The sequence below is a fragment of the Sphingobium terrigena genome (assembly GCF_003591655.1).
Taxonomy (GTDB): domain Bacteria; phylum Pseudomonadota; class Alphaproteobacteria; order Sphingomonadales; family Sphingomonadaceae; genus Sphingobium; species Sphingobium terrigena.
The window spans coordinates 194443-217311 of the sequence record NZ_QVRA01000001.1 but is presented as its reverse complement, the minus strand read 5'-3'; the positions used below and the strand labels follow the sequence as shown (position 1 = coordinate 217311).

The following is a 22869-nucleotide window of genomic DNA, read 5'->3' as shown; positions in this document are numbered from 1 at the left end:
CGAATGAAGGATTTTCCGGTGATGCGTCTGTCGATGTCCATGGCCCTGATCGCGGCGACGCTGGTGCCGGTGATGCCCGCGCTGGCGCAGCCCGAACCGCCGCCTGAGCGCATCTTCAACCTGATTGTCTATGGCGATGATCCCTGCCCCAAGGGCAAGGATGACAGCGAGATTGTGGTGTGCGCGCGCAAGCCGGAATCCGAACGCTATCGCATTCCCAAGAAGCTACGCGAGAAGCCAGCCGTGGCGGGTGGCCCCGGCTGGGGCAGCCAGGTGGCGACGATGGAACAGGTCCAGCGCCAGACCTTGCCCGGCAGCTGTTCCGCGATCGGCAGCAACGGCTTTACCGGCTGCACCGCCCAGATGCTGCAACAATGGTTCGCCGAGCGGCGGATGCAGGAATCGAAGGGCGAACCCTGAGCCTTTATCGGCCCATGCCGGGCTGATAGCGCCGCTTGGCTGCGTTGACCTTGTCGATCAGGCTGGTCAGGGATTCAGGCGCGGGCATCGTACGGTCGGGGTGCGACAGATTGCTCATTCGCTGGCTGAGCGTGCAAAATATGTGGTCGATGCGATCCATCGCTCTGTCCCCGGACAAGTGATGACCCGCTATCGCGGCCATGTGGTTAACAAGCGGTAATCGCCGGTGGCCCTTTGCGCCCAACCGAATCAGGCATCCGCCGAGTGGCAGGCGGCCAGTCCCTGCGCATAGGTCGGGTAGCGTGGCGACCAGCCCAGCAGCCGTTTGGCGCGGCCATTGGCGACGCGGCGGTTTTCCGCATAAAAGGCCAACGCCATGGGGGACAGGGCGGCCTGTTCCAGTGTGAGCAGCGGCGGATGGGGCAGGCCCAGCATGTCGCAGGCCGCCTCTATCACCCGGTTTTGTGCGCAGGGCAGGTCATCGGCCAGATTATAGATGCCCGGCGGCCCGTTAAACGAGGCGATGATCCCGGCCATGATGTCGTCGACATGGACCCGGCTGAAAATCTGGTCTGGCAGGTCGATACGATGCGCCTTCCCCGCCCGCACCCGGTCCAGCGCAGACCGGCCCGGACCGTAAATGCCGGGCAGGCGGAAGCGGCGGGCATCGGCGCGCAGTGCGCCCCAGGCCAGGTCAGCATCGGCGCGGGCGGTGCGGCGACCGGTGCCGACCGGGCTGCCCTCATCCACCCATGCCCCGCGTGCGTCACCATAGACGCCCGTGGAAGAGAGATAGCCGATCCATGGCGCCCGTGCGGTGGCTATCGCGGTGCCATAGCGGGCCAGCACCGGATCGGCGTCGCCTTCGGGCGGGACGGAGGAGAGGATATGGGTGGCGCTGGCGATGGCGTCGCGGACGCCGGGTTCATCATCGAAGGCCAGCGTGTCCGCGTCGGCGTGGCGGCGGGTGGCGGTTATGTGCCAGCCATCGGCTCGTAAGCGGTCGGCCAGACGCGACGCGGTATAGCCCATCCCCAGAATCAGCATATGGGGCATGGGACGCCGCCTTAGACCGTGAAGCTCTCGCCGCAGCCGCAGGCGCCCTTGGCATTGGGGTTGGCGAAGGTGAAGCCTGCGGTGAAATCATCCTCCACCCAGTCCATCGTCGATCCGACCAGATACAGCACCGACGCGCCGTCAATGTAAAAAGCGCCGCCGGGCGTGGCGATCTTCTCGTCGAATTTCGCTTCCTCGCTGACATAATCGACCGAATAGGCGAGGCCCGAACAACCGCGCTTGGGCGTCGACAGCTTCACACCGATCGTCCCCTGCGGCGCTTTGGCCATCAGGTCGGCGATGCGCTGCTCGGCGCTCGGCGTCAGGATGACGGCGGCGGGGCGGGTGCGGGTCTTGGTCTCGGTCGTCATCAGAGCATCCCCAGTTCCAGCTTCGCCTCGTCGCTCATCTTGGCCGGGTCCCATGGCGGGTCCCAGACCAGATTGACCTGCGCGTCGCCGACACCCGGCACCGCGCCGACGCGCAGTTCGACTTCGCCAGGCATGGATTCGGCAACCGGGCAATGCGGCGTGGTCAGCGTCATGGTGACGACAACATGATTGTCGGGCGATACATCGACGCCGTAGATCAAGCCCAGATCATAGATGTTGACCGGGATTTCGGGGTCGAAAATATCCTTGAGCGCGTCAATCACGCCGTCATAAACATTGCCGCCCGGCTCGCCCGCAGGTGTTTCCGCAGGCTTGGCGGCGAGGAAGCCGTCGAGATAGTCGCGCTGGCGCGGTGCCTCCTCGACACGCGCCTTGGGTGGGGCATCCACACCCTCGACCTCTTCCACCATGATCTTGTTCGCCTCGGTCATCCGAAGATCTTCCTTACCCGTTCCAAACCCCGAACCAGAGCGTCCACGTCGCCCTGATCGCTATAGATGCCAAAGCTGGCCCGTGCGGTCGCTTCCACGCCCAGATGGCGCATCAGCGGCTGGGCGCAATGATGCCCGGCCCTGATCGCGACGCCCGCTTCGTCCAATATGGTGCCGACATCGTGCGGATGCACCCCCTGAACCTCGAAAGACAGGATGCCCGCGCTGTCGTCCGGCCCGAACAGGCGGACGCTGTTGATGTTTTCCAGCGCGGCGCGCGCCTTTGCCACCAGCGCACATTCATGCGCGTGGATCGCGTCCAGGCCGATCACCTGCACATAATCGATCGCAGCGGAAAGCCCGATCACGCCGCTGATGTGCGGCGTTCCCGCCTCGAACCGGGTTGGCGCAGGGGCGTAGGTGGTTTTTTCGAACGTCACCTTGTCGATCATTGATCCGCCGCCCTGATAGGGGGGCATGGCGTCGAGCAATTCGCCCCGCGCCCACAGCACGCCGATGCCGGTCGGGCCATAGAGTTTATGCGCGGAAAAAACGTAGAAATCGCAATCGAGCGCCTGCACATCGACGGCGAGGCGCGGCACCGCCTGGCAGCCGTCGATCAATATCCGCGCGCCGACCATATGAGCGATGTCGGCGGCGCGGCGGCAATCCAGCACGCTGCCCAGCACGTTGGACACATGGGCGAGCGCCACCATGCGATGACGCGGCGTGATCATCGCGCGCATCGCGTCGAGATCGATCCGGCCATCGTCGGTCAGGGGAATGACGTCGATATGGGCGCCGACCTTTTCCGCCACCATCTGCCACGGCACGATATTGCTGTGATGTTCGAGGGTGGAAAGGAGGATGCGGTCGCCCGCCTTGAGTTGCTCGCCCGCCCAGCATTGGGCGACCAGATTGATCCCCTCGGTCGCGCCGCGGACATAGACGATCTCGCTGTCAGACTTGGCCCCGATGAAGTCGGCCACCTTGCGCCGGGCCGATTCATAGGCCAGCGTCATATTGGCCGATCGCGCATAGACGCCGCGATGGACGGTCGCATAGTCCGGGCCATAGGCGCGGGCGATGGCGTCGATCACCGCTTGCGGCTTTTGCGCGGTCGCGGCGCTGTCGAGATAATGCCAGTCGAGGACGCCGGGGAAATCGGCGCGCAGGGAGAGGCGTTCGGGGGCGATGACGGTCACAGGATTTTACCTTCCTCGTCATGCCGGACGTGATCCGGCATCCAGAGTCTCCCGCACCGCGCGTGCCGCCCTGGATCCCGGATCAAGTCCGGGATGACGGAATGGGATGGAACAGCGTTCATACCATTGCCTCCAGCTTGGCGATGGCGGCGGCTTCCAGCGTCTCGCGCACCGCTTCGTCCGCCACGCTGTCGAACACGCCCGCCACGAAGGAACGGAGCAGCAGCGTCTTGGCGGTCGCCGGGTCCATGCCGCGCGAGGCCATGTAGAAGAGCGCCGCCTTGTCCAGTTCGCCCACGGTCGCGCCATGGGCGCATTTCACGTCGTCGGCGTAGATTTCCAGCTCCGGCTTGGCATTGGCGGTCGCGGTGCGGTCCAGCAGCATCACCTTGACCGACTGGAAGGCGTCGGTGCGCTGCGCGTCGCGGGCGACCGCGATCTTGCCCAGATAGCTGCCGGTAGCGCGTTGCGACAGGATAGAGCGGATGGTCTGGCCGCTGGTCGCGTCGGGCTGCGCATGGGTGACGCTGGTGACGATTTCCAACGTCTGGTCACCGCTGCCCAGGATTGCGCCGCCCAGTTCGAAATGGCTGCCCTTCCCGAGCTTCACATTGATCGTCACCCGGCCCAGTCTGCCGCCGATGTTGAGGACATGGAAATCGCAGCGCGCACCGTCGCCCACGGTCACGACATAATCATGCACCGCCGCCGTGCCATCGGCCGCATCCTGCAACATATGATGGTGCGCCGCATCGCCTGCCGCCACGTCGATTCGCGTCGGCGCAGGCGTCGGCCAGATGGCGGCGACGGCATCGAGATCGCTGTAACGCCATTCTTCGCGCGCGCGCGTGGGGAGAGTCAGTGCGTTCACGCCGCAACCACCTCGGCATAACCCTCACGTTCCAGCTCCAGCGCTAGGTCCGGGCCGCCCGACTTCACGATCCGCCCACCCGCCAGCACATGGACATAGTCCGGCTTCACATAGTCGAGCAGCCGCTGATAATGGGTTATGAGCAGCACCGCCTTGTCAGGCTTGCGCATGATCGCGTTGATGCCCGCGCCAACGATTTTCAGCGCGTCGATGTCGAGGCCGGAGTCGGTCTCGTCCAGAATTGCCAGCTTGGGATCGAGGATGCCCATCTGCACCATTTCGGCGCGCTTCTTTTCGCCGCCCGAAAAGCCGACATTCACCGGGCGCTTGAGCATGTCCATGTCGAGGCCGAGCAGTGCGGCCTTTTCCTTGGCGAGGCGGATGAATTCGCCGCCATTGAGTTCCTTTTCGCCGCGCGCGCGCTTTTGGCTGTTGAGGCTTTCGCGCAGGAATTGGAGGTTGGACACGCCAGGGATTTCGACCGGATATTGGAAGCCCAGGAACAGGCCGGCGGCGGCGCGCTCATGCGGGTCCAGATCGAACAGGTCGGCGCCGTCGAACGTCGCCGTGCCGCCGGTCACTTCATAGCCCGGACGCCCGCCCAGCGTATAGGCCAGCGTCGATTTCCCTGCGCCGTTCGGCCCCATGATCGCGTGGATTTCGCCCGCGTTGATGGTGAGCGACAGTCCTTTCAGGATCGCCTTGCCGTCAATTTCGTTAGTGAGCGTGTCGATCGTCAGCATCATTTATCCTTCGTGCGCGCGCTGGAGCGTGCGGGCGGTCCAGAAGGCCATGTCGCGCACATCGCCGGGGGCCGGAAACAGCGTGTCGATATGGCGCTTGATCGGCATATAGGGCCACCAGTCGGCGTCCTTTTCCGGCGGGCCTTTTTCAAGCAGCGCGACGACGAATTCGCTGACCGGACCCATGCGGGCCAAGTTGGGGGCTTTTGCCTTGTGGAACGCCTTGTCCTTGCGCAGCTTCTCCGTCATCGCCGCGTCGGATTTTTGCAGGGCGTCGCGGCTCTGCGCCTCGAACGCATCGAGATCGCCGAAATCGGCGCGGGCGCGCGGTTCCAGCTCGCCCTCTTCCAGCTCATAATCCTCGGTCAGGATACGGATTGCGGCGGTCCATGACTGGCCATTGCCGACATCCTCCGCGAAATCCGCGAGGGCATCCTGAATATCGTCTTCGTCGCTCAAATTTCTGTTCCTTGAGAGGGAGAAAGCCCCTCCCCTTCAGGGGAGGGGTTGGGGTGGGGGTATGCCCAACGATCCAGCGCCTGTTCAAGCCGATGCAGGATCGTTTCGCACACCCCGTCAAGATTGCCGATCACATCTGCATTGCCGACATGCAGCACCGAAAGGCCAAGCCTGTTCAACGCTGCATCGCGCTTGAGGTCCGCCAAAATATCATGTGTGTCGCCATCCACTTCGATGACCAGACCCTTTTGCGGACAAAAGAAATCGGCAATGAACGGACCTATGACTGATTGGCGACGGAATTTGTGGCCGCCGAGTTGGGAACGGGACAAGCGAGTCCATAAGCGCTTTTCCGGTTCGGTGGGATCACAACGCATGTCGTGAGCGAAGCCATCCAATTGAGCGAGGCGCTCAACCGATAGCCCCCACCCCCGGCCCCTCCCCTGAAGGGGAGGGGAGTTTAGGCGGTGCGCCTGATCACGAGGCGTGAGCGACCTCACCCCACGCTGCCTTCCAGTGAAATCCCCAGCAGCTTCTGCGCCTCGACCGCAAATTCCATCGGCAGTTGTTGCAGCACTTCGCGGGCGAAGCCGTTGACGATCAGGCCGACGGCGCTTTCCTGGTCCAGGCCGCGCTGCATGGCGTAGAAGAGCTGGTCGTCGCTGATCTTGCTGGTCGTCGCTTCATGCTCGATCTGTGCGGACGGATTGCGGACCTCGATATAGGGGACGGTGTGGGCACCGCACTGGTCGCCGAGCAGCAGACTATCGCACTGGGTGAAGTTGCGTACGCCCTCCGCGCCCGGCGCGACGCGGACGAGGCCGCGATAGGTGTTGTTGCTGCGGCCTGCGCTGATCCCCTTCGACACGATGGTCGATCGGGTGTTTTTCCCGTTGTGGATCATCTTGGTGCCGGTGTCGGCCTGCTGCATATTATTGGTCAGCGCGACCGAGTAAAATTCGCCGACACTGTTTTCGCCGTTCAGCACGCAGCTTGGGTATTTCCAGGTGATGGCGCTGCCGGTTTCCACCTGGGTCCAGCTGACCTTGCTGTTCCTGCCCTGGCACAGAGCGCGCTTGGTCACGAAATTATAGATGCCGCCCTTCCCGTCCGCATCGCCCGGATACCAGTTCTGGACGGTCGAATATTTGATTTCGGCATCGTCCAGCGCGACCAGTTCCACCACGGCGGCGTGCAGCTGGTTCTCGTCGCGCATTGGGGCGGTGCAGCCTTCGAGATAGGAGACATAGCTGCCCTCGTCCGCGACGATCAGGGTGCGCTCGAATTGCCCGGTATTTTCCGCGTTGATGCGGAAATAGGTGCTGAGTTCCATCGGGCAGCGCACGCCCTTGGGAATGTAAACAAAGGTGCCGTCGGAAAAGACCGCGCAGTTCAGCGTGGCGAAATAATTGTCGTGCATCGGCACGATCTTGCCCATCCACTTCTTCACCAGATCGGGATATTCGCGCACCGCTTCGCTGATCGAGCGGAAGATGACGCCCGCTTCCTCCAGTTCCTTGCGGAAGGTGGTGGCGACGGACACCGAGTCGAACACAGCGTCCACCGCGATGCGGCGGCTGCCCTTGACGCCGGCCAGCATCTCCTGCTCGGCGATCGGGATGCCCAGCTTCTTGTAGGTGGCCAGGATTTCCGGGTCGACCTGATCCAGACTGTCCAGCTCAACCTTCTTCTTCGGCTCGGCGTAATAATAGGCGTCCTGATAGTCGATCGGCGGGACATTGAGCTTGGCCCAGTCGGGCGGCGTCATCGTCTGCCACATAGCAAAGGCCTTCAGCCGCCAGTCGAGCAGCCATTGCGGCTCGTTTTTCTTGGCGGATATGAAGCGGACCGTATCCTCGTTCAGCCCCTTGGGCGCGAAGTCCTGCTCAATGTCCGACGCCCAGCCATGTTCATAGGTGGACGCACGGTCGGCGGCCTCCTGCGCCTCGGCATTGCGGGCTTCTCTGGTGGTTACGTCTGTCATGCCAATTCTCTCGTCAAACTCGCGATCGTCACCCCGGCCAGTGCCGAACGGATCGCCATGTTCGCCACATTCATGTGCGGGCGGATGCGGCAGTCCTGCTCCAACGTGCAGTCATGCGCGCCGGTATCGGCGCAGGCGGTCATGGCGATCGGCCCCTCGACCGCCTCCACCACGTCGGCCAGCGTGATCGTGGCGGGCGGGCGCGACAGGCGCACGCCGCCGCCAGTGCCTCTGCTCGATTCGAGGAGACCCGCGGCGGACAGGCGGCTCACCAGCTTCTGCGCTGTGGGCAGAGGGATGCCGGTTTCAGCCGCCAGGGTAGTCGCATTCATCTTGGTGGCACCACAATGGCGCGCGGCGGCCGACATCAGGACCACGGCATAGTCAGCGAAGCTGGACAATTTCATGCGCGTTGCGAACCATTCTCAAATCAGACCATATTCGTCTGATTGCGCATTTGGTCCCCCGCGCGCCATTTATCAAGGCCTTTTTAGGCCATCTTCAGCTCAAGCGGTTGAGCGTCGCGACATCTGCGCCCAGCGACCGGCGTAGCAAGGTCAGTTGCGCCACGGCGGACGGTTCGGTCTGCAACTGGTGCGGGGTCAGGCCGATGAAATGCTTGATCTCGCGGATGAAATGCGACTGGTCGTAAAAACCGGCTTCCTCGCACAGGAGTTGCCAGCTTTCCTGGTCGAGCGCGATCTTGGCCGAACAGCGCAAGGCGCGATATTTGCGCGCCAGCAGCTTGGGCGGCGCGCCATAATATTTATTGGTCAGCCGGGCGAGCTGGCGCGGCGACAGGCCGGTGGTTTCCGCCAATATCTCGATCCGCGGCGATCCTTCGTCCATCAGCCAGGCGTCGACGGCATGGAGCAGCGCCCAGGTCGCCTGGCGGGGCGGCTTGATCATCGCCCCCAGTTGCGCCCAGCACAGAGCCGCCATCGCATCCGCCTGATCATCTTTCAGCGCGCGCAGGTCATGGAGCAGGCGCGCATAAGCATCACCCCGTTCCGCCGCCAGATCGCACAACCGGTCGGCAAGCAGGCTGGCATCGCCGCCATGCAGCGCCAGCCAGCCAGCCGGCAACAGCGAAATGCCCACGACCCGTGCAGGCCGGTCCAGTTCAAACCGGGTCGCGCCCATGGTCGGCCCCAGCAGGCAGACGTCGGGCGTCGCCATCGCCACACCGTCCTGAAAATGATAATGGCCCCCGCCGTCCAGCATGAAGCGCAGTTGCGGCACGTCGGCACGGGTTACGTCGGCATAATGGTCGGCCGATACAGTGAACAGATAGAGAGAACCGAAATAGGCGCGCAAATGTTCAGGCGGCGCAAAGTAGCGCAGCCGCACGGGACCCTGCGCGGCAGCCACGGTATAGGATAGCGGCCCCCGGTCGTCCGGCAGAGCGACACCGCCCCCGGTCATGTCGATATGATGCGACCCCATTATCTTACCCCAGTTGGGATTTACTATGCGCCAACATCGGTGGCGCGCAAGCGGGATGGATAATAAACTGTAACTTTTGTTCGCTTGTGTCGCGCTGCACAAAAAATGGCCCGGCAATTTGCATTGCCGGGCCAGTAAAAGGTCTCATCGGCTGGAAGCCTAAGAGCCTTCGGGTCGCAAGGACGCTTTACCCCCGAATCACGGCAATATTATTGGACGGATCGGACATTTCTCAGCCGAAAACGATCTCAATCATGACGTTTCCTGTTATGAAATGACGTTAGGGTGAGGCTGTGGCTATGCTGCAACAGCGACTCGACGGACGGCCCCACCGCTGGCATAGCGCGGCCATGCCCTACCGTCTGATCCGCCCGCTGCTGTTCACCCTTGATGCCGAGCGCGCCCATAATCTGTCGATCGCCGCGCTGCGCCTGATGCCGACGCCCGGCCCGCTGACGCCGGATCCGATGCTGGCGAGCAAGGTCGCGGGAATCCCCTTCCCCAATCCGGTCGGTCTGGCGGCAGGCTATGACAAGGAAGGGCGAGTCGCGCACAAGATGCATGGCCTGGGCTTTGGCTTTGCCGAGCTGGGGACGCTGACCCCGCTGGCCCAGCCGGGCAACCCTACCCCCCGTCTGTTCCGGCTGGTCGAGGACAAGGCGGTGATCAACCGTTTCGGCTTCAACAATGGCGGACAGGGCGCGGCGGCGGACCGGATCGCGCGCTATCGCCGTCCGGTGGGGGAAGGGCCGGTCATCGGCATCAATATCGGCGCGAACAAGGAGGCTACCGACCGGATCGCCGATTATGTTACCGGCGTGCAGGTGATGGCCCCGCTGGCCGACTATCTGACCGTCAATATCTCCTCCCCCAACACGCCGGGGCTGCGCGCGTTGCAGGATCGCGCCGCGCTGGATGAGTTGCTTGGCGCGGTGATGGCGGCGCGGGGTAGCCGCGCGACGCCTATTTTCCTGAAGGTCGCGCCCGATCTGGAACCCGCGGATGTGGAGGATATTGCCGCCGCCTGCCTCGACCATCGGATCGACGCGCTGATCGTGTCCAACACGACCATCACCCGCCCGGCGCTGCGGTCGGTTCATGCAGGCGAGACCGGCGGGCTGTCGGGCGCGCCGCTGACCGACCTGTCGCTACAGAAGTTGCGCGATTTCCGTCGGTTGCTGGGCGCGCAGCTGCCGCTGATAGGGGTCGGCGGCATTGCCAATGCGGAGCAGGCCTATGCCCGCATCCGCGCGGGCGCGTCGCTGGTCCAGCTTTACAGCGCCCTGGTCTATGAAGGGCCATATCTGGCGAAGCGGATCAATCACGGCCTCAAGGCGCTGATGACGCGCGACGGCTTTTCCACCATCGACCAGATTGTCGGTATCGACGCCTGATCGCTGTCGTTTAGAGTCTGTGTCGAAATGCGCGAAAGAGCGCATTTCGATTGCCGCACCAAAGGCGCATTTCGAAACAAACGCTTCAGATCAGTCGGTCCGCCTCCAGCGCCAGCGCCAGCGAATCGCGACCCCTGGGGGTGCGGGCGTGGAGATGGGCGTCGGCCTGCACCAGCCGTTCCACGCCGGTAGCGAGTTGCGCTTCGGGCAGGGTGAAGGGCAGGCGCAGGAAGCGTTCAAATGCACCGCTGACGCCAAAGCGCGGTCCGGCGGCGACCCGGACGCCCAGGCTTTCGGCGAGCGCGGCGAGTGCGGTCGCCTCCGCGCGGGGGAGTTCGGCCCAGAGCGACAGGCCGCCCGCGGGCGATTCGACCCGCCAATGGGGCAGATGCTGTTCGAGCAGCGCCAGCAGATGGTCCCGCCGTCCGCGCAGCATATCCGCCCGCGTGCCCAGCCCTTCGTCGGCGTCGATGAGGTGGGCGACGGCCAGCTGTTCGACCACGGGACTCGCCATGTCCATCGTCGTGCGCAGGCGGCCAAGCGCGGCGACCGTCTGCGGATCGGCGCGAATCCAGCCCACCCGAAGCCCGCCCCAGAATATCTTGCTGGCTGACCCCATGGTGATGACCTGCCGCCCTGACGGATCATGGATCGCGACCGGCGGTGGCGGGGCGAAATCCAGCCCCATCGCCACCATCGTTTCGTCGATCACCAGCGGTGTGTGGCTGCGGGTGGCGGCGGCGACCAGCGCGCGGCGAGTCGCCGGGTCCATGCTGCGCCCGGTGGGGTTGTGGAAATCGGCGATCAGATAGGCAAAGCGCGGCGCGGTCTGGCGGAAAGCGGCGTCCATCGCGTCAATATCCCAGCCATGGGTCGGCAGGCCGACCGGGACGGGCACGACATGGGCGCGCTGCAACGCCTGAATCGCGTTATGATAGGTCGGGTGATCGATGACGACGCGATCGCCCGGCCCGGCAAGCCAGTGGAGCAGCAGCGAAAAGCCCTGCTGCGCGCCATTGGTGATGATGATCTGGTCCGCATCCGTAGGGCAACCGCGCCGGTCGAAATGGGCGGCGACTGCGCGCCGCAATACGGGCAGGCCGAGCGGATCATAACCCAGATCGCCCAGATAGGCGGGCAGCGCCTCGACCGCTGCCTGCATCGCACGGCCGACGCCCGGCGCAGCGGGCAGGGCGGCGTGGGTCCAGTTGAGCAGATTGCCGCCAGAGATCATGTCGATCTCCGCCTGTGGCGGTTCGACACGGCCCGGCGGCAGGCGGGTGACGCTGCCCGAACCCTGCCGACTTTCCAGATAGCCCTCGTCCCGCAGCCGGTCGAACGCCGCCGCGATCGTCGTGCGCGACAAGCCCAGCGCGGCGGCAAGTTCACGCTCGCCCGGCAGGCGGACGTTCAGGCCCACGCGCCCGTCCAGCACCAGCATCCGCAGCGCCTGCGCCAGTTGGCGATAGGCGGGCTGGGCGCTGTCCTGCGCGCGCCATGCGCCGAGCAGGCGGAGCAGGGAGGGCGGGCGAAGGAAGGAAGTGGACATGGTGATCTGATCCAATTTGCGGACGGTCAGGGCCATTTATGTCGAAATGGTCCTTTTGGAAAAGGCCAATTGTGACGAAGAAGCCTCCCATGATGATGCACCGCCGCCTTTTCCAGCTTTTCTGGGGCCTTGGCCTCTATGGTTTTTCCATGGCGCTGATGCTGCGCGCCAATCTGGGCCTCGACCCATGGGACGTGCTGCATCAGGGGATGGCACCCCGGCTGGCCTTAAGTTTCGGCATGACGGTCAATCTGGTCGGCGCAGTCGTGCTGCTTTTGTGGTGGCCGCTGCGCCAGCGGCCGGGAATTGGCACGGTCGCCAATATCGTCATGATCGGCACGGCGGTGGACCTGTCGCTGATGCTGCTGCCGATGCCGGAGGGCTTGGCAATGCGCGCGGCCTGGCTGGGTGCAGGGATCGTGCTGAACGGCATCGCCGGGGGTGCCTATATCGGCGCGGGGCTGGGACCGGGGCCGCGCGACGGGCTGATGACGGGTGTGTGTCGTCGCACGGGTCTGCCGGTCAAATGGGTTCGCACCGGGATAGAGTTGGCCGTGCTGGCCATCGGCTGGCTGTTGGGCGGAACGGTGGGTGCTGGCACGGTTCTTTATGCGATGAGCATTGGCTGGATCGTCCACCATGCCTTGCCCTGGTTCCGTATCGACGCGCCGGAGCGCGTGGCGCTGGCCTGAAGGGAGATTGACCGGGGCGACCATCCGGGCATGATCGACCGGTCCACCCCCGACACCGGAGCCGTCCCGATGCGCCCCCTGATTGCCGCCTGCCTGCTGATATTGACCGGTGCCACGACTGATAGCAGCGCACTCGCCCCGCTCGCCTTTGAGCAGGTTGCGCCTGCGGGCACGAAAATGCCCCGGTTCAAGGTCGATGCCGCATGGCCCAACATGCCCGGCGATCTGTTGCTGGGACAGGTGAGCGGGGTGGCGGTCGCGCCCGATGATTCGGTCTGGGTCGTGCATCGCCCGCATAGCCTGACCGCGACCGACACCGGCCTGGCCCATAACCCGCCCATCGCCGTCTGCTGCACGCCAGCCCCGCCCGTGGTCCATTTTGGCAGCGACGGACGCTATCTGGGCGGCTGGGGCGGGCCTGGCAGCGCGCCGAACGTCGATGGCGTCAACCAGTGGCCAGCCAGTCTGCACGGCATCTTTGTCGACGCCGATGGCACCATCTGGTTCGGGGGCAATGGCAAGGACGATCATGTCGTGCTGAATTATCGCGCCGATGGCACCTTCATCCGCGCTTTCGGCCAGCGGGGCAAGACCGGCGGCAATGATGCGACCGACCAGTTGGGCAACCCGTCCGACGTCAACCATTCCGACGGCATGGTCCTGATTTCGGATGGTTATGTGAACCGGCGGGTGATCGGATATGATGCCCGGACCAATGGCTATAAGGGGCGCTGGGGCGCCTATGCCAGGCCGCCGATTGCACCGACTCGGCAAGGCGCGTTCGACCAGAGCCATGCCGTCGATCCCAGCAAGATCGCCGATCCCAAGGCGCAGACCTTCGCCGACATCGTCCATTGCGTGGTGCCGACACGGGATGGCCATGTCTATGTCTGCGATCGCAACAATAATCGGGCGCAATTGTTCAGGCGGGGCAAGGATGGCGGCCTGACCTTCGTGCGCGATCTGGTGATTGCGGGCGAGACGGGCGGCACCCACACGGTCACCGACATCGCCTTCTCGCCCGATCCCGACCAGACCTATCTTTATGTCGCGGACATGATGAACGGGCGGATATGGATCTTGCTGCGCAAGACGCATGAGGTGCTGGGCGCGATTGGCCGGGTCGGACGGCAGGCGGGACAATTTACCTGGCTGCACAGCATTGATACCGACAGCGACGGCAATATCTATGCAACCGAGGTCAATACCGGCCGGCGCGTACAGAAGCTGGTGTTCACCGGCATCCAATGAGAGGGGGACGCCACATGGCGACCGCATTATACGACCTGACCGTTCCCATGTTCATCCGTGGGCTGACTGCGCTGTCGGGGCTGCTCGACAAGGGCGCGGCTTTTGCCGCCGACAAGGGCATCGACCCCGCGACGCTGACCGGCGCGCAACTGATCGCGGATATGAAGCCACTGACCGCGCAGGTGCAGTTTGCCTGCGATACCGCCAAGGGGACGGTGACGCGATTGGGCGAGCTGGAGCCGGTGGCGATGGCGGACACGGAACTGACGTTCGACGAGTTACAGGCGCGCATCGCCAGGACGATCGCGCTGCTGGAAGCGGTGCCGCGCGAGAAGATTGACGGGCGGGAGGATGCCGCCGTGGTACTGAAGGTGCCGGGTGGCGAGATTCCCTTCACCGGGCGCAGCCATGTGCTGACCTTTTCCCTGCCCAATTTCTATTTCCACCTGACCATGGCCTATGCGCTGCTGCGTCAGGCGGGCGTGCCGATCGGCAAACTAGACTTTCTGGGCGGGGTTTAAGATTTAGCCGGCGATCAGCCGGACATATGCGCTGGCCACCCATCCGCTGACGCAAGGGCCGTCATAGGACTGCTTGCGGTCGACCGGGGAAGAGACGCCGCAATCGGCGGCTTCCGAGCTGTTGTCGGTAGCGGGTGGTGGGGCCAGCACCACGCCCAGCCATTTCTGGTCGAGGCTGCGGGTGCAGATATAGGCGCGGTCGCCCTCTGCCAGGCTGGTCAGGATTTTCGCGTCGCCAAAGGGCGCGGCACGCAGCGGCAGGCCGTTTGGCCCCGTGCGCGCCACCTGCCCCATGCCGCCACAAGCGTCCATGCGCGGGCCATCCTCACCGATCGTCACGGCGCGGGCGACCGGCGCGTCCATGCGGCTTTCGGGGACTTCGGCGCGGGGTGCGCCCGCCAGCGAACTGTTGGGCAATTCGTCCAGCACCTCCCGACTGTCGGAACAGGCGGCGAGCAGGAAAAACAGGGCGATGGTGCGCGACATGGCACAGGGGATAGACTGGTCCGGCGTGCGGGGGAAGGCACCATGTTTCGCTTTAGTTTCAGCGAGGCTTTCCCTATATGCTCGGCATGAGCGACGAACCCCAGAATAGCCCGAACAATAACGAATATGGCGCGGACAGCATCAAGGTGCTGAAAGGGCTGGATGCCGTGCGCAAGCGGCCCGGCATGTATATTGGCGATACCGACGACGGATCGGGCCTGCACCATATGGTGTTCGAGGTCAGCGACAATGCGATCGACGAGGCGCTGGCCGGGCATTGCGACCGGATCGACATCACCCTGAACCCCGATGGCTCCGTCAGCGTGATGGACAATGGCCGCGGCATCCCGACCGGCATCCACACCGAAGAAGGCGTATCCGCGGCCGAGGTCATCATGACCCAGCTGCACGCGGGCGGTAAGTTTGAGAATACCAGCGACGACAATGCCTATAAGGTGTCGGGCGGCCTGCATGGCGTGGGCGTGTCGGTGGTGAACGCCCTGTCCGACTGGCTGGAGCTGAACATATGGCGCGACGGGCAGGAACATTGGATGCGGTTCCGCAACGGCGACGCCGAAGCACCATTGAAGGTGCTGGGTCCGGCCGCACCGGGGCAGAAGGGGACCAAGGTCACCTTCATGTTCTCCACCGACACCTTCAAGAATGTGACGGACTATGATTTCGACAAGCTGGAGCATCGCTATCGCGAGCTGGCGTTCCTGAACAGCGGCGTGCGCCTGTTCCTGACCGATGCGCGGCATGAGGAAAGCAAGACGGTTGAGCTTTATTATGAAGGCGGCATCGCGGCCTTCGTCAAATATCTCGATCGCAACAAGGCGGCGATGATGCCGGAGCCGATCGCCATTTCCGGCACGCGCGACGATGTGACCATCGACGTCGCGCTGGAATGGAATGACAGCTATTATGAAAATGTGCTGTGTTTCACCAATAACATCCCGCAGCGCGACGGCGGCACCCATCTGGCCGCGTTCCGCGCGGCGCTGACCCGGACCCTCAACAATTATGCCGACAAGTCGGGCATGTTGAAGAAGGAGAAAGTGTCGCTGACCGGCGAGGATATGCGCGAGGGGCTGACCGCGATCGTTTCGGTCAAACTGCCCGATCCCAAATTTTCGTCCCAGACAAAGGACAAGCTGGTCAGTTCCGAAGTGCGCCAGCCATTGGAAAGCCTGATGGCCGACAAGATGGCCGAGTGGCTGGAAGAAAATCCCGCCCATGGCAAGATGATCATCCAGAAGGTGATCGATGCCGCCGCCGCGCGCGAAGCCGCCAAGAAGGCGCGCGAACTGACGCGGCGCAAGGGCGTGCTGGATATTGCCAGCCTGCCCGGCAAGCTGGCCGACTGTCAGGAACGCGACCCAGCCAAGTCCGAACTGTTCCTGGTCGAAGGCGATTCGGCAGGCGGATCAGCCAAGCAAGGCCGCAACCGGCATAATCAGGCGATCCTGCCCCTGAAGGGCAAGATATTGAACGTCGAGCGCGCGCGGTTCGACCGCATGATCTCCTCCAAGGAGGTCGGCACGCTGATCCAGGCGATGGGCACCGGCATCCGCGACGATTTCAACATCGAAAAGCTGCGCTACCACAAGATCGTCATCATGACCGACGCCGACGTCGATGGCGCGCATATCCGCACGCTGCTGCTGACCTTCTTCTACCGCCAGATGCCGCAGATCATCGAGGCCGGGCATCTCTTCATCGCCCAGCCGCCGCTCTACAAGGCGACGCGGGGACGGAGTGAACTTTACCTGAAGAACGACACCGCGCTGGAGCAATATCTGGTCGATAATGGCGTCGAATCGATGGTGCTGGAAGGACCGGGCGGCAGCCGGACCGGCAATGACCTCAAAAGCCTGGTCGACCATGCGCGGCGGATGCGCGCGGTGATGCGCTATGTGCCGCGCCGTTATGATCCCACGATCATCGAGGCGCTGAGCCTGACCGGTGCGCTGGACCCCGAATTGTCGCAGGCCGAGCAGGCGACCCGCCTGGCCGCAGCCGTCGCCTGGATGGGCGCGCAAGATGCCGAAGGCAAATGGACCGGCCGGATCGCGGAAGAAGGCGGCTTCCATTTCGAACGGCTGTGGCGCGGCGTGACCGACCATCATGTCATCGAACATGGCTTTGTCGGGTCGGCCGAAGCGCGCAAGCTGCACACGCTGGCGATCGAGGAATCGCAAAGCTATGTAACCCCATCGCGGCTGGTAAGCGCCAAGGCGGCGCAGGCGGCGGAGGAAGCGGGTGAGGATGACCTGCCCGTGGTCGCGGCCAAGGGCTCGACTCTGGTCACGCGGCCCAGCGAATTGCTGGCCGCGATCCTGGCCGCCGGGCGCAAGGGGCTGGCGATCCAGCGCTATAAGGGGCTGGGCGAAATGAACGCGGAACAGCTGTGGGAAACCACGCTGGACCCGGATAACCGGTCGATGCTGCGGGTCGAGGTCGAGCAGGCGGACGTTGCCGACGAGATTTTCAGCCGCCTGATGGGCGAAATCGTCGAGCCGCGTCGCGAGTTCATTCAGGACAATGCGCTGAACGTCGCCAATCTGGACGTGTAAGGTGACGGGCTTGCGGCTGGCTTGTGTCGTGCTGATGGGCGCGGGGCTTGCTGGCTGCGACACTGAGCTGGACAATGATACAGGATCGATCAATCAGGCCACGCCAGTGGTGGTGAACAGCGCCGCCGGTGCATGTCGCTGCGCCGGCTATTCAGCCCAAGATCTTGAAAAATGACCGATTTTCCGTTCCACGTGAAACACAAGCGGCCCCGACCGAGGTGCGACCTGCACCCGATTATCGGGCGATCGGCACTGAACCCTTTTGGGCGGTGACGGTGCGCGGGGACGCCGCAACGCTGGAACGACCGGATCATCCGCCGATGCGCTTCGCGGTGGCGCGTCATGTCGAGGAAAGGGTGATTCGCTATTCCGGCGACGGGCTTGCCATGACGATCAGCGAAGGGCCGTGCAGCGACGGGATGAGCGATGCGGTATGGCGTGACCGGGTGGCGGTGGCTTTTGGGGATGGCGTGCTGAAAGGCTGCGGGGGTGAGCGGGACGAGGGCCAGAGCACGCCCTAATTGCGTCCTTCCAGTTGCGCGACCATGGCGTCATTGCCCTGCCCCTGCGCCACGGCTTTGGCGGTGCGGCCTGACGCATCGGCGAGTGCCGGGTCCGCGCCTGCCTTGACCAGCATCGTCACCTGCGCGCTGCGGCCAAACAGGGCGGCCATCATCAGCGCGGTCTGGCCTGCCTTGTTGCGGGCGTTGACGTCGCAACCGGCGGTCAGCAGCCGGGCGGCGATGGCATCATTGCCCTTGAACGCGACGCCCATCTGCGCGGTGTTGCCCTGGCTGTCGTCTGGCTTGCACGGGTCAGCGCCTGCCGCGATCAGGGCGTCGAGCGTTTCTGCCTGACCATTATAGGCGGCCAGGATCAGCGGCGTGAAACCGCGCGCGTCGGTCGCGTTGATGTCCACGCCAGCCTTGACCAGCGGGGCGACCATGTCGGTGCGACCAAGGCGGGCGGCGTCGAAGAGGAGTTCCTGGCGGCGTTCGGGGGTTGGGAGGGCGTCCGCTGCGGGGGATGGCGTCGCGGTCGCGAGCGCGGTGGCAAGGAGGAGGGATAGCATGGGGATGTCCTTAATAATTTTCTGGCGTGGCTTCGCGAGGCACGCCCCCACCCCAACCCCTCCCCTGAAGGGGAGGGGCTTTTATGGTTGTTATCAACGCACGGTCAGGCGCTGTTGCGGGTAGGCGGTTTCATATTCCGACACGGCCTTGGTCACTTCGCCCATCGGCACGTTGACCGCTTTGGCGATGCGCGTGCCATAGTCCTTGTCGGCCTGATAGAAATAGCTGACCATGATCGTGCGGGTGCGGTCGGATGTCACCTGCCCCAGATCGCCCGCGAGATTGGCGATCAGGTCCGCCTTGTCCTTGGCCGACAGCGAACGGTAGAAAATGCCCGCCTGCGCGAAGTTATTGGTCTTTTCGATCGGCTTGGCATCGACCGTGGCGTTCACGTCATAGGTGGACTGACCAAATTCGGCCGCAGCCTGCTTTTGCACGATCGCGGGGAAATAATTGACGTTGGAGGTCGAACCCGTCCCGTCCATTACCCCGTCCTGATAATTATTCACCACCGGCGCCATCGGCTTGTTGACGGGCAATGCCATGACGTTCGCGCCGACGCGATAGCGCTGGGTATCGGAATAGCTGAACAGGCGGCCCTGCAACATGCGGTCGGGTGAGGCCTCGATACCCGGCACCATATTGGCGGGCGCAAAGGCCGACTGTTCGGTAAATTCAAAGAAATTGGCGGGCATCTTGTTCAGCGTCATTTCGCCGATCTTGCGGAAGGGGACGTCTAGCCATTCCTTGGTATCGTCGAAGGGGTTATAGTCGAGACCTGCAAACTGGTCCGGCGTCATCGTCTGGATCATCAGATCCCAGGTCGGGGCATTGCCCTTGCCGACTTCGCGATAGAGATCATCCGTCATGAAGTTGAACTGCGCCGCCCCGGCATCCTTGGCGGTCAGATTCTTGACGCCCTGACGGCTGATCCAGCGGAATTTGGCGAAGGTCACCTTGCCCTGCGCATTCACCAGCTTGAAGGCGTGAACGCCATTGCCGTCCATCGTGCGGTAGGAAGATGGCGTACCCAGATTGGAATAAAGCTGGGTCAGCATGTTGGTCGATTCAGGGGTGTTGGAGAAGAAATCGAAGAAGCGATTGGGGTCCTGCTTGTTGGTCACGGGCGAAGGCTTGAGGCTGTGCACCATGTCGGGGAATTGCATGGCGTCGCGGATGAAAAAGACCGGCAGGTTGTTGCCGACCAGATCCCAATTGCCCTGATCGGTGTAGAATTTGGTCGCGAAACCACGCGGATCGCGCAGGCCTTCAGGGCTGCCCGACGGGTGGATGACGCTGGAAAAGCGGACAAATACCGGGGTTTCCTTGCCCGATGTGAAGAGCGAGGCGCGGGTCAGGTCGCTAATGTCGGCGGTGGCGCGGAATATGCCATGCGCACCTGTGCCGCGGGCGTGGACGACGCGCTCCGGGATGCGCTCACGGTCGAAGCGCGACAGCTTTTCAATGAGCGTCGTGTCCTCCAGCAGGACCGGGCCAAGATCGCCCGCCGTCTTGCTGTTGCGGTTGGCGCCGATCGGCGCGCCATTGTCGCGGGTGAGGTTGGGGACAGCAGCGGGTGCGGCTTCGGCTGGGACCGCCATGGTTTTACCAGCGTCAGCGGGCAGGGTCACGGTCGCCATGCGTCCGGCGACCTGCGTTTCCGTCTGGGCGAGCGCCTGTGCGCCGATAAGCGCGGACAGGCTGACGGCAGCAAGGGTCAGGCCGCGCAAGGGCGCGGCCGAAATCGGTGAATTCGGCATGATCAGGTTCCTCTGTTGTTTCGTCGATCGTGGCGATCGACACCCCTCGGACTGGGAAACGCTGAATGAACCCGAAAGTTCGCCAAGAGAAACACCTTATCTTGCTTTCAGATAGTGGCGTTTTCGATGATTGCTCCAGACATATTCAATCGGGGCGCATCGCCTGGGCAACCAGCGCCTCCGCCTCGATCAGCAGCGCGTCGTCCGCCGCGCTTTGCGCGACATGTTCGCGACCGATGAGGATGAGGACGGGGACGGCAAGCGGACTGACCCGGTCGAGCGTGACATGCAGCATGGTCGTCGCCGCGCGGTCGATCAGGTCTCCGAGCCGCCCCACATCGGTCATGCGCGCGCGCGCGTCGGCCCAGGCGGCCTTGAGCAACAGATGGTCGGGCTGATATTTGCGCAGCACGTCGTAGATAAGGTCGGTGGAGAAAGTCACCTGCCGCCCGGTCTTGCGCTTGCCCGGATGCTGGCGCTCGATCAGGCCGGATATGACCGCAACGTCGCGGAAGGCACGTTTGAGCAGGCTCGACTGTTCGACCCAGTCGATAAATTCATGGTCGAGAATGTCGGCGGAAAACAGACTTTGCGGATCGATGACCGGCTTCATGCCATAGATGGCCAGCGCATAGTCGTTGGCGACGAAGCCCAAAGGCATCAGCCCCTGGCTCTCCATACGGCGGGTGAGCAACATGCCCAGCGACTGGTGCGCATTCCAGCCTTCAAAACTGTAGCAGAGCAGATAATGGCGGCCTTCATGGGGGAAGGTTTCGATGAGCAATTGCCCCGGTTGCGGCAGGACCGAGCGCAATTTCTGCATGTCGAGCCATTCGCGGACGTCGGGCGGAAAGCGGTGCCATTGATCGGGACTGGCAAGAAAAGTGCGGACCCGGTCGGCGAGGCGCGTGGACATGGCCATGCGGGTGCCGCCCCAACTGGGGATGCGCGCCTGTTTGGACGTGGCGCGAACGATCAGGTCGCTCGTGTCCATCTTCACCACCTCCAGCGCCATGCCGGAGAAGAAGAAGCTGTCGCCGGGCGTCAACTGCGCGGCGAAGCCCTCCTCCACCGTGCCGAGCTTGCGGCCATTGGCGAAGCGGACGGCGAGGGCTGGCTGATCGACGATGATGCCCGCGTTCAGGCGATGCTGCTGGATGAAGCGGGGGTGGGAGACGCGCCATGTGCCGTCGGGATCGCGAGTGAGCCGCTTGAACCGGTCATAGGCGCGCAGGGCGTAGCCGCCGCCCTCGATGAAATAGAGGACGGCGGCGAAGGCTTGCGGCGTCAGCGCGCTATAGGGGGTGGCGGACTGGATTTCGGCCAGCATCGCCTCTTCGCGAAACGGCCCGGCGCAGGCAAGCCCCATGATATGCTGGGCCAGCACGTCGAGGCTGCCCGCGCGAAAATCATCGGCATCGCGTTCGCCCGCTTCCACCGCGTCGAGAGCGGCGCGGGCTTCGAGATATTCAAAGCGATTGCCGGGGATGAGGATCGCCTCGCTCGATTGATCGAGCCGGTGGTTGGCGCGGCCGATGCGCTGGAGCAGGCGGGAGGAGCCTTTGGGCGCGCCCATCTGGATGACGCAATCGACATTGCCCCAGTCGACGCCCAGGTCCAGCGACGCGGTGGCGACGAGGGCGCGGAGCTTGCCGTCGGCCATGGCAGATTCCACCTTGCGCCGCGCCTCGATCGACAGGCTGCCATGGTGGATGGCGATGGGCAGGTTGGCGTCATTGGCCGACCATAATGACTGAAAGATAAGTTCGGCGAGGCCGCGCGTGTTGCAGAACACCAAAGTCGTCTGGTGCGCGGCGATTTCCGCCATGACCTGACTGGCCGCATATTTGCCCGAATGCCCCGACCAGGGGACGCGGCCTTGCGGGATCAGGATAGTGACGTTGGGTTCTGCGCCAGCTTCGCCCAGCACGGCGGCGACCGTGTCGATATCGCCATCGGGCGCGAGCCAGGCGCGATAGGCGTCGATATCCGCGACGGTGGCGGACAAGGCGACCCGGCGCAGGCCGGGGTTGATCGTCTGGAGCCGCGCCATCGACAGGCTGAGCAGGTCGCCGCGTTTCTGGGTGGCGAAGGCGTGGACTTCGTCGACGATGACGGTTTGCAGGTCCGCGAACATCAGCGCTGCGTCGGGATAGCTGAGCAGCAGGGACAGCGATTCGGGCGTGGTGAGCAGGATGTGGGGCGGCTTCACGCGCTGGCGGGCCTTGCGGTCCGACGGCGTGTCGCCGGTGCGGGTTTCGACGCGGATCGGCAGCGCCATCTCCTCGATCGGGGTCAGCAGGTTGCGACGAACATCGACCGCCAGTGCTTTCAAAGGCGAGACATAGAGGGTGTGGAGCCGGTCGGTCGGGCGGTCGATCAGGTCGGCGAGGGTAGGGAGGAAGCCCGCCAGCGTCTTGCCCGCGCCGGTCGGGGCGACGAGCAGCGCATGATCGCCCCGGCGCGCGGCGGCGAGCATCGCGCGCTGATGGGCGCGCGGGGTCCAGTCGCGCGCGGCGAACCATTGTTCCAGCACGGGGGGGAGAAGATCCATGGACGG

The 22869-nt window shown here is 63.9% G+C and carries 24 protein-coding genes; 8 read left to right on the top strand and 16 right to left on the bottom strand.

Translation table 11 applies throughout. The features are described from left to right. The first annotated feature begins 3 nt into the window (after positions 1 to 3). Positions 4 to 420, top strand: a complete 417-nt coding sequence (locus D0Z70_RS01035; RefSeq protein ID WP_119743564.1) for a hypothetical protein — start codon at positions 4 to 6, stop codon at positions 418 to 420. A gap of 249 nt (positions 421 to 669) precedes the next feature. On the opposite strand, the gene D0Z70_RS01030 is transcribed toward D0Z70_RS01035, so the two are convergent. The 11 genes from D0Z70_RS01030 to D0Z70_RS00980 all read right to left on the bottom strand — a co-directional run bounded on the left by D0Z70_RS01030 (position 670) and on the right by D0Z70_RS00980 (position 9007). Next, positions 670 to 1476: a Rossmann-fold NAD(P)-binding domain-containing protein gene (locus D0Z70_RS01030; RefSeq protein ID WP_119743563.1), complete on the bottom strand. Its 807-nt coding sequence runs from the start codon at positions 1474 to 1476 to the stop codon at positions 670 to 672. A gap of 11 nt (positions 1477 to 1487) precedes the next feature. Continuing rightward, complete coding sequence (locus D0Z70_RS01025; protein ID WP_119743562.1) at positions 1488 to 1847, bottom strand: HesB/IscA family protein; 360 nt, start codon at positions 1845 to 1847, stop codon at positions 1488 to 1490. Beyond that, positions 1847 to 2299 (bottom strand): SUF system Fe-S cluster assembly protein, encoded by a 453-nt coding sequence (locus D0Z70_RS01020; protein ID WP_119743561.1) that lies wholly within the window; start codon positions 2297 to 2299, stop codon positions 1847 to 1849. The genes D0Z70_RS01025 and D0Z70_RS01020 overlap by 1 nt, the downstream gene beginning before the upstream one ends. Beyond that, entirely contained in the window at positions 2296 to 3504 is a 1209-nt protein-coding gene (locus D0Z70_RS01015) for a cysteine desulfurase (protein WP_119743560.1), read from the bottom strand. Before D0Z70_RS01015 ends, D0Z70_RS01020 begins: the two co-directional genes overlap by 4 nt. A 118-nt stretch (positions 3505 to 3622) precedes the next feature. After that, positions 3623 to 4375, bottom strand: coding sequence for a SufD family Fe-S cluster assembly protein (locus tag D0Z70_RS01010; RefSeq protein WP_119743559.1), 753 nt, complete (start codon positions 4373 to 4375; stop codon positions 3623 to 3625). Continuing rightward, positions 4372 to 5118, bottom strand: a complete 747-nt coding sequence (gene sufC / locus D0Z70_RS01005; protein ID WP_119743733.1) for a Fe-S cluster assembly ATPase SufC — start codon at positions 5116 to 5118, stop codon at positions 4372 to 4374. The genes D0Z70_RS01010 and sufC overlap by 4 nt, the downstream gene beginning before the upstream one ends. Positions 5119 to 5121: 3 nt before the next feature. Then, on the bottom strand, positions 5122 to 5577 hold the full coding sequence (locus tag D0Z70_RS01000) for a hypothetical protein (protein ID WP_119743558.1): 456 nt from the start codon (positions 5575 to 5577) through the stop codon (positions 5122 to 5124). Continuing rightward, positions 5574 to 5975, bottom strand: coding sequence for an endonuclease domain-containing protein (locus D0Z70_RS00995; protein WP_275402197.1), 402 nt, complete (start codon positions 5973 to 5975; stop codon positions 5574 to 5576). Before D0Z70_RS00995 ends, D0Z70_RS01000 begins: the two co-directional genes overlap by 4 nt. A gap of 98 nt (positions 5976 to 6073) precedes the next feature. Then, complete coding sequence (gene sufB, locus D0Z70_RS00990; protein ID WP_119743556.1) at positions 6074 to 7561, bottom strand: Fe-S cluster assembly protein SufB; 1488 nt, start codon at positions 7559 to 7561, stop codon at positions 6074 to 6076. Then, complete coding sequence (locus D0Z70_RS00985) at positions 7558 to 7968, bottom strand: RrF2 family transcriptional regulator (protein WP_119743555.1); 411 nt, start codon at positions 7966 to 7968, stop codon at positions 7558 to 7560. Before D0Z70_RS00985 ends, sufB begins: the two co-directional genes overlap by 4 nt. 94 nt (positions 7969 to 8062) lie before the next feature. Next, the gene (locus D0Z70_RS00980) at positions 8063 to 9007 is read right to left on the bottom strand and encodes a helix-turn-helix domain-containing protein (RefSeq protein ID WP_119743554.1); all 945 of its coding nucleotides are present in this window, start codon (positions 9005 to 9007) and stop codon (positions 8063 to 8065) included. Positions 9008 to 9357: 350 nt separating this feature from the next. Between D0Z70_RS00980 and D0Z70_RS00975 the strand changes: the two genes are divergently transcribed. After that, positions 9358 to 10401 carry a quinone-dependent dihydroorotate dehydrogenase gene (locus D0Z70_RS00975; protein ID WP_119743732.1) on the top strand — a complete coding sequence of 348 codons (1044 nt, stop codon included), beginning with the start codon at positions 9358 to 9360 and terminating at the stop codon, positions 10399 to 10401. A gap of 85 nt (positions 10402 to 10486) precedes the next feature. Here D0Z70_RS00975 and yczR read toward each other — a convergent pair whose 3' ends face one another. Beyond that, positions 10487 to 11950, bottom strand: a complete 1464-nt coding sequence (gene yczR, locus D0Z70_RS00970) for a MocR-like transcription factor YczR (RefSeq protein WP_119743731.1) — start codon at positions 11948 to 11950, stop codon at positions 10487 to 10489. 89 nt (positions 11951 to 12039) lie between these two features. Here yczR and yczE point away from each other — a divergent pair, with 89 nt between their 5' ends. From yczE to D0Z70_RS00955, 3 genes are all read left to right on the top strand, one after another. Beyond that, on the top strand, positions 12040 to 12642 hold the full coding sequence (yczE, locus tag D0Z70_RS00965; protein WP_119743553.1) for a membrane protein YczE: 603 nt from the start codon (positions 12040 to 12042) through the stop codon (positions 12640 to 12642). Between the two features lie 69 nt (positions 12643 to 12711). Continuing rightward, entirely contained in the window at positions 12712 to 13893 is a 1182-nt protein-coding gene (locus D0Z70_RS00960) for an NHL repeat-containing protein (protein WP_119743730.1), read from the top strand. 14 nt (positions 13894 to 13907) lie between these two features. Beyond that, the gene (locus D0Z70_RS00955; RefSeq protein WP_119743552.1) at positions 13908 to 14414 is read left to right on the top strand and encodes a DUF1993 domain-containing protein; all 507 of its coding nucleotides are present in this window, start codon (positions 13908 to 13910) and stop codon (positions 14412 to 14414) included. A 3-nt stretch (positions 14415 to 14417) separates the two neighbouring features. Here the strand turns inward: D0Z70_RS00955 and D0Z70_RS00950 are convergent, their stop codons facing one another. Further along, positions 14418 to 14900 carry a hypothetical protein gene (locus tag D0Z70_RS00950; protein WP_119743551.1) on the bottom strand — a complete coding sequence of 161 codons (483 nt, stop codon included), beginning with the start codon at positions 14898 to 14900 and terminating at the stop codon, positions 14418 to 14420. 86 nt (positions 14901 to 14986) lie between these two features. Here D0Z70_RS00950 and gyrB point away from each other — a divergent pair, with 86 nt between their 5' ends. The 3 genes from gyrB to D0Z70_RS25285 are packed head-to-tail and all read left to right on the top strand — an operon-like array spanning position 14987 to position 17997. Then, positions 14987 to 17476 (top strand): DNA topoisomerase (ATP-hydrolyzing) subunit B, encoded by a 2490-nt coding sequence (gene gyrB, locus D0Z70_RS00945; RefSeq protein WP_119743729.1) that lies wholly within the window; start codon positions 14987 to 14989, stop codon positions 17474 to 17476. A gap of 1 nt (position 17477) precedes the next feature. Continuing rightward, entirely contained in the window at positions 17478 to 17651 is a 174-nt protein-coding gene (locus tag D0Z70_RS25290) for a hypothetical protein (protein WP_239018764.1), read from the top strand. A gap of 43 nt (positions 17652 to 17694) precedes the next feature. Then, the gene (locus tag D0Z70_RS25285; protein WP_239018763.1) at positions 17695 to 17997 is read left to right on the top strand and encodes a hypothetical protein; all 303 of its coding nucleotides are present in this window, start codon (positions 17695 to 17697) and stop codon (positions 17995 to 17997) included. On the opposite strand, the gene D0Z70_RS00935 is transcribed toward D0Z70_RS25285, so the two are convergent. From D0Z70_RS00935 to D0Z70_RS00925, 3 genes are all read right to left on the bottom strand, one after another. Beyond that, a complete protein-coding gene (locus D0Z70_RS00935) occupies positions 17994 to 18548 on the bottom strand; it encodes an ankyrin repeat domain-containing protein (protein ID WP_119743550.1) in 555 nt (184 codons plus the stop codon). The genes D0Z70_RS25285 and D0Z70_RS00935 overlap by 4 nt on opposite strands. Positions 18549 to 18641: 93 nt before the next feature. After that, the gene (locus D0Z70_RS00930; protein WP_119743549.1) at positions 18642 to 20309 is read right to left on the bottom strand and encodes a catalase; all 1668 of its coding nucleotides are present in this window, start codon (positions 20307 to 20309) and stop codon (positions 18642 to 18644) included. Between the two features lie 145 nt (positions 20310 to 20454). Beyond that, positions 20455 to 22863, bottom strand: a complete 2409-nt coding sequence (locus D0Z70_RS00925; protein WP_119743548.1) for a ligase-associated DNA damage response DEXH box helicase — start codon at positions 22861 to 22863, stop codon at positions 20455 to 20457. Between the last annotated feature and the right edge of the window lie 6 nt (positions 22864 to 22869).

What these genes read in the sequence shown, in the direction of transcription:
- sufC (WP_119743733.1), bottom strand. Translation starts at nt 5,118, where the DNA reads ATGCTGACGATCGACACGCTCACTAACGAAATTGACGGCAAGGCGATC.
- D0Z70_RS00975 (WP_119743732.1), top strand. Translation starts at nt 9,358, where the DNA reads ATGCCCTACCGTCTGATCCGCCCGCTGCTGTTCACCCTTGATGCCGAG.
- D0Z70_RS01030 (WP_119743563.1), bottom strand. Translation starts at nt 1,476, where the DNA reads ATGCCCCATATGCTGATTCTGGGGATGGGCTATACCGCGTCGCGTCTG.
- D0Z70_RS00960 (WP_119743730.1), top strand. Translation starts at nt 12,712, where the DNA reads ATGCGCCCCCTGATTGCCGCCTGCCTGCTGATATTGACCGGTGCCACG.
- sufB (WP_119743556.1), bottom strand. Translation starts at nt 7,561, where the DNA reads ATGACAGACGTAACCACCAGAGAAGCCCGCAATGCCGAGGCGCAGGAG.
- yczE (WP_119743553.1), top strand. Translation starts at nt 12,040, where the DNA reads ATGATGATGCACCGCCGCCTTTTCCAGCTTTTCTGGGGCCTTGGCCTC.
- D0Z70_RS00925 (WP_119743548.1), bottom strand. Translation starts at nt 22,863, where the DNA reads ATGGATCTTCTCCCCCCCGTGCTGGAACAATGGTTCGCCGCGCGCGAC.
- D0Z70_RS01020 (WP_119743561.1), bottom strand. Translation starts at nt 2,299, where the DNA reads ATGACCGAGGCGAACAAGATCATGGTGGAAGAGGTCGAGGGTGTGGAT.
- gyrB (WP_119743729.1), top strand. Translation starts at nt 14,987, where the DNA reads ATGAGCGACGAACCCCAGAATAGCCCGAACAATAACGAATATGGCGCG.
- D0Z70_RS00930 (WP_119743549.1), bottom strand. Translation starts at nt 20,309, where the DNA reads ATGCCGAATTCACCGATTTCGGCCGCGCCCTTGCGCGGCCTGACCCTT.
- D0Z70_RS00955 (WP_119743552.1), top strand. Translation starts at nt 13,908, where the DNA reads ATGGCGACCGCATTATACGACCTGACCGTTCCCATGTTCATCCGTGGG.
- D0Z70_RS01025 (WP_119743562.1), bottom strand. Translation starts at nt 1,847, where the DNA reads ATGACGACCGAGACCAAGACCCGCACCCGCCCCGCCGCCGTCATCCTG.
- D0Z70_RS00980 (WP_119743554.1), bottom strand. Translation starts at nt 9,007, where the DNA reads ATGGGGTCGCATCATATCGACATGACCGGGGGCGGTGTCGCTCTGCCG.
- D0Z70_RS00950 (WP_119743551.1), bottom strand. Translation starts at nt 14,900, where the DNA reads ATGTCGCGCACCATCGCCCTGTTTTTCCTGCTCGCCGCCTGTTCCGAC.
- yczR (WP_119743731.1), bottom strand. Translation starts at nt 11,950, where the DNA reads ATGTCCACTTCCTTCCTTCGCCCGCCCTCCCTGCTCCGCCTGCTCGGC.
- D0Z70_RS01035 (WP_119743564.1), top strand. Translation starts at nt 4, where the DNA reads ATGAAGGATTTTCCGGTGATGCGTCTGTCGATGTCCATGGCCCTGATC.
- D0Z70_RS00935 (WP_119743550.1), bottom strand. Translation starts at nt 18,548, where the DNA reads ATGCTATCCCTCCTCCTTGCCACCGCGCTCGCGACCGCGACGCCATCC.
- D0Z70_RS00985 (WP_119743555.1), bottom strand. Translation starts at nt 7,968, where the DNA reads ATGAAATTGTCCAGCTTCGCTGACTATGCCGTGGTCCTGATGTCGGCC.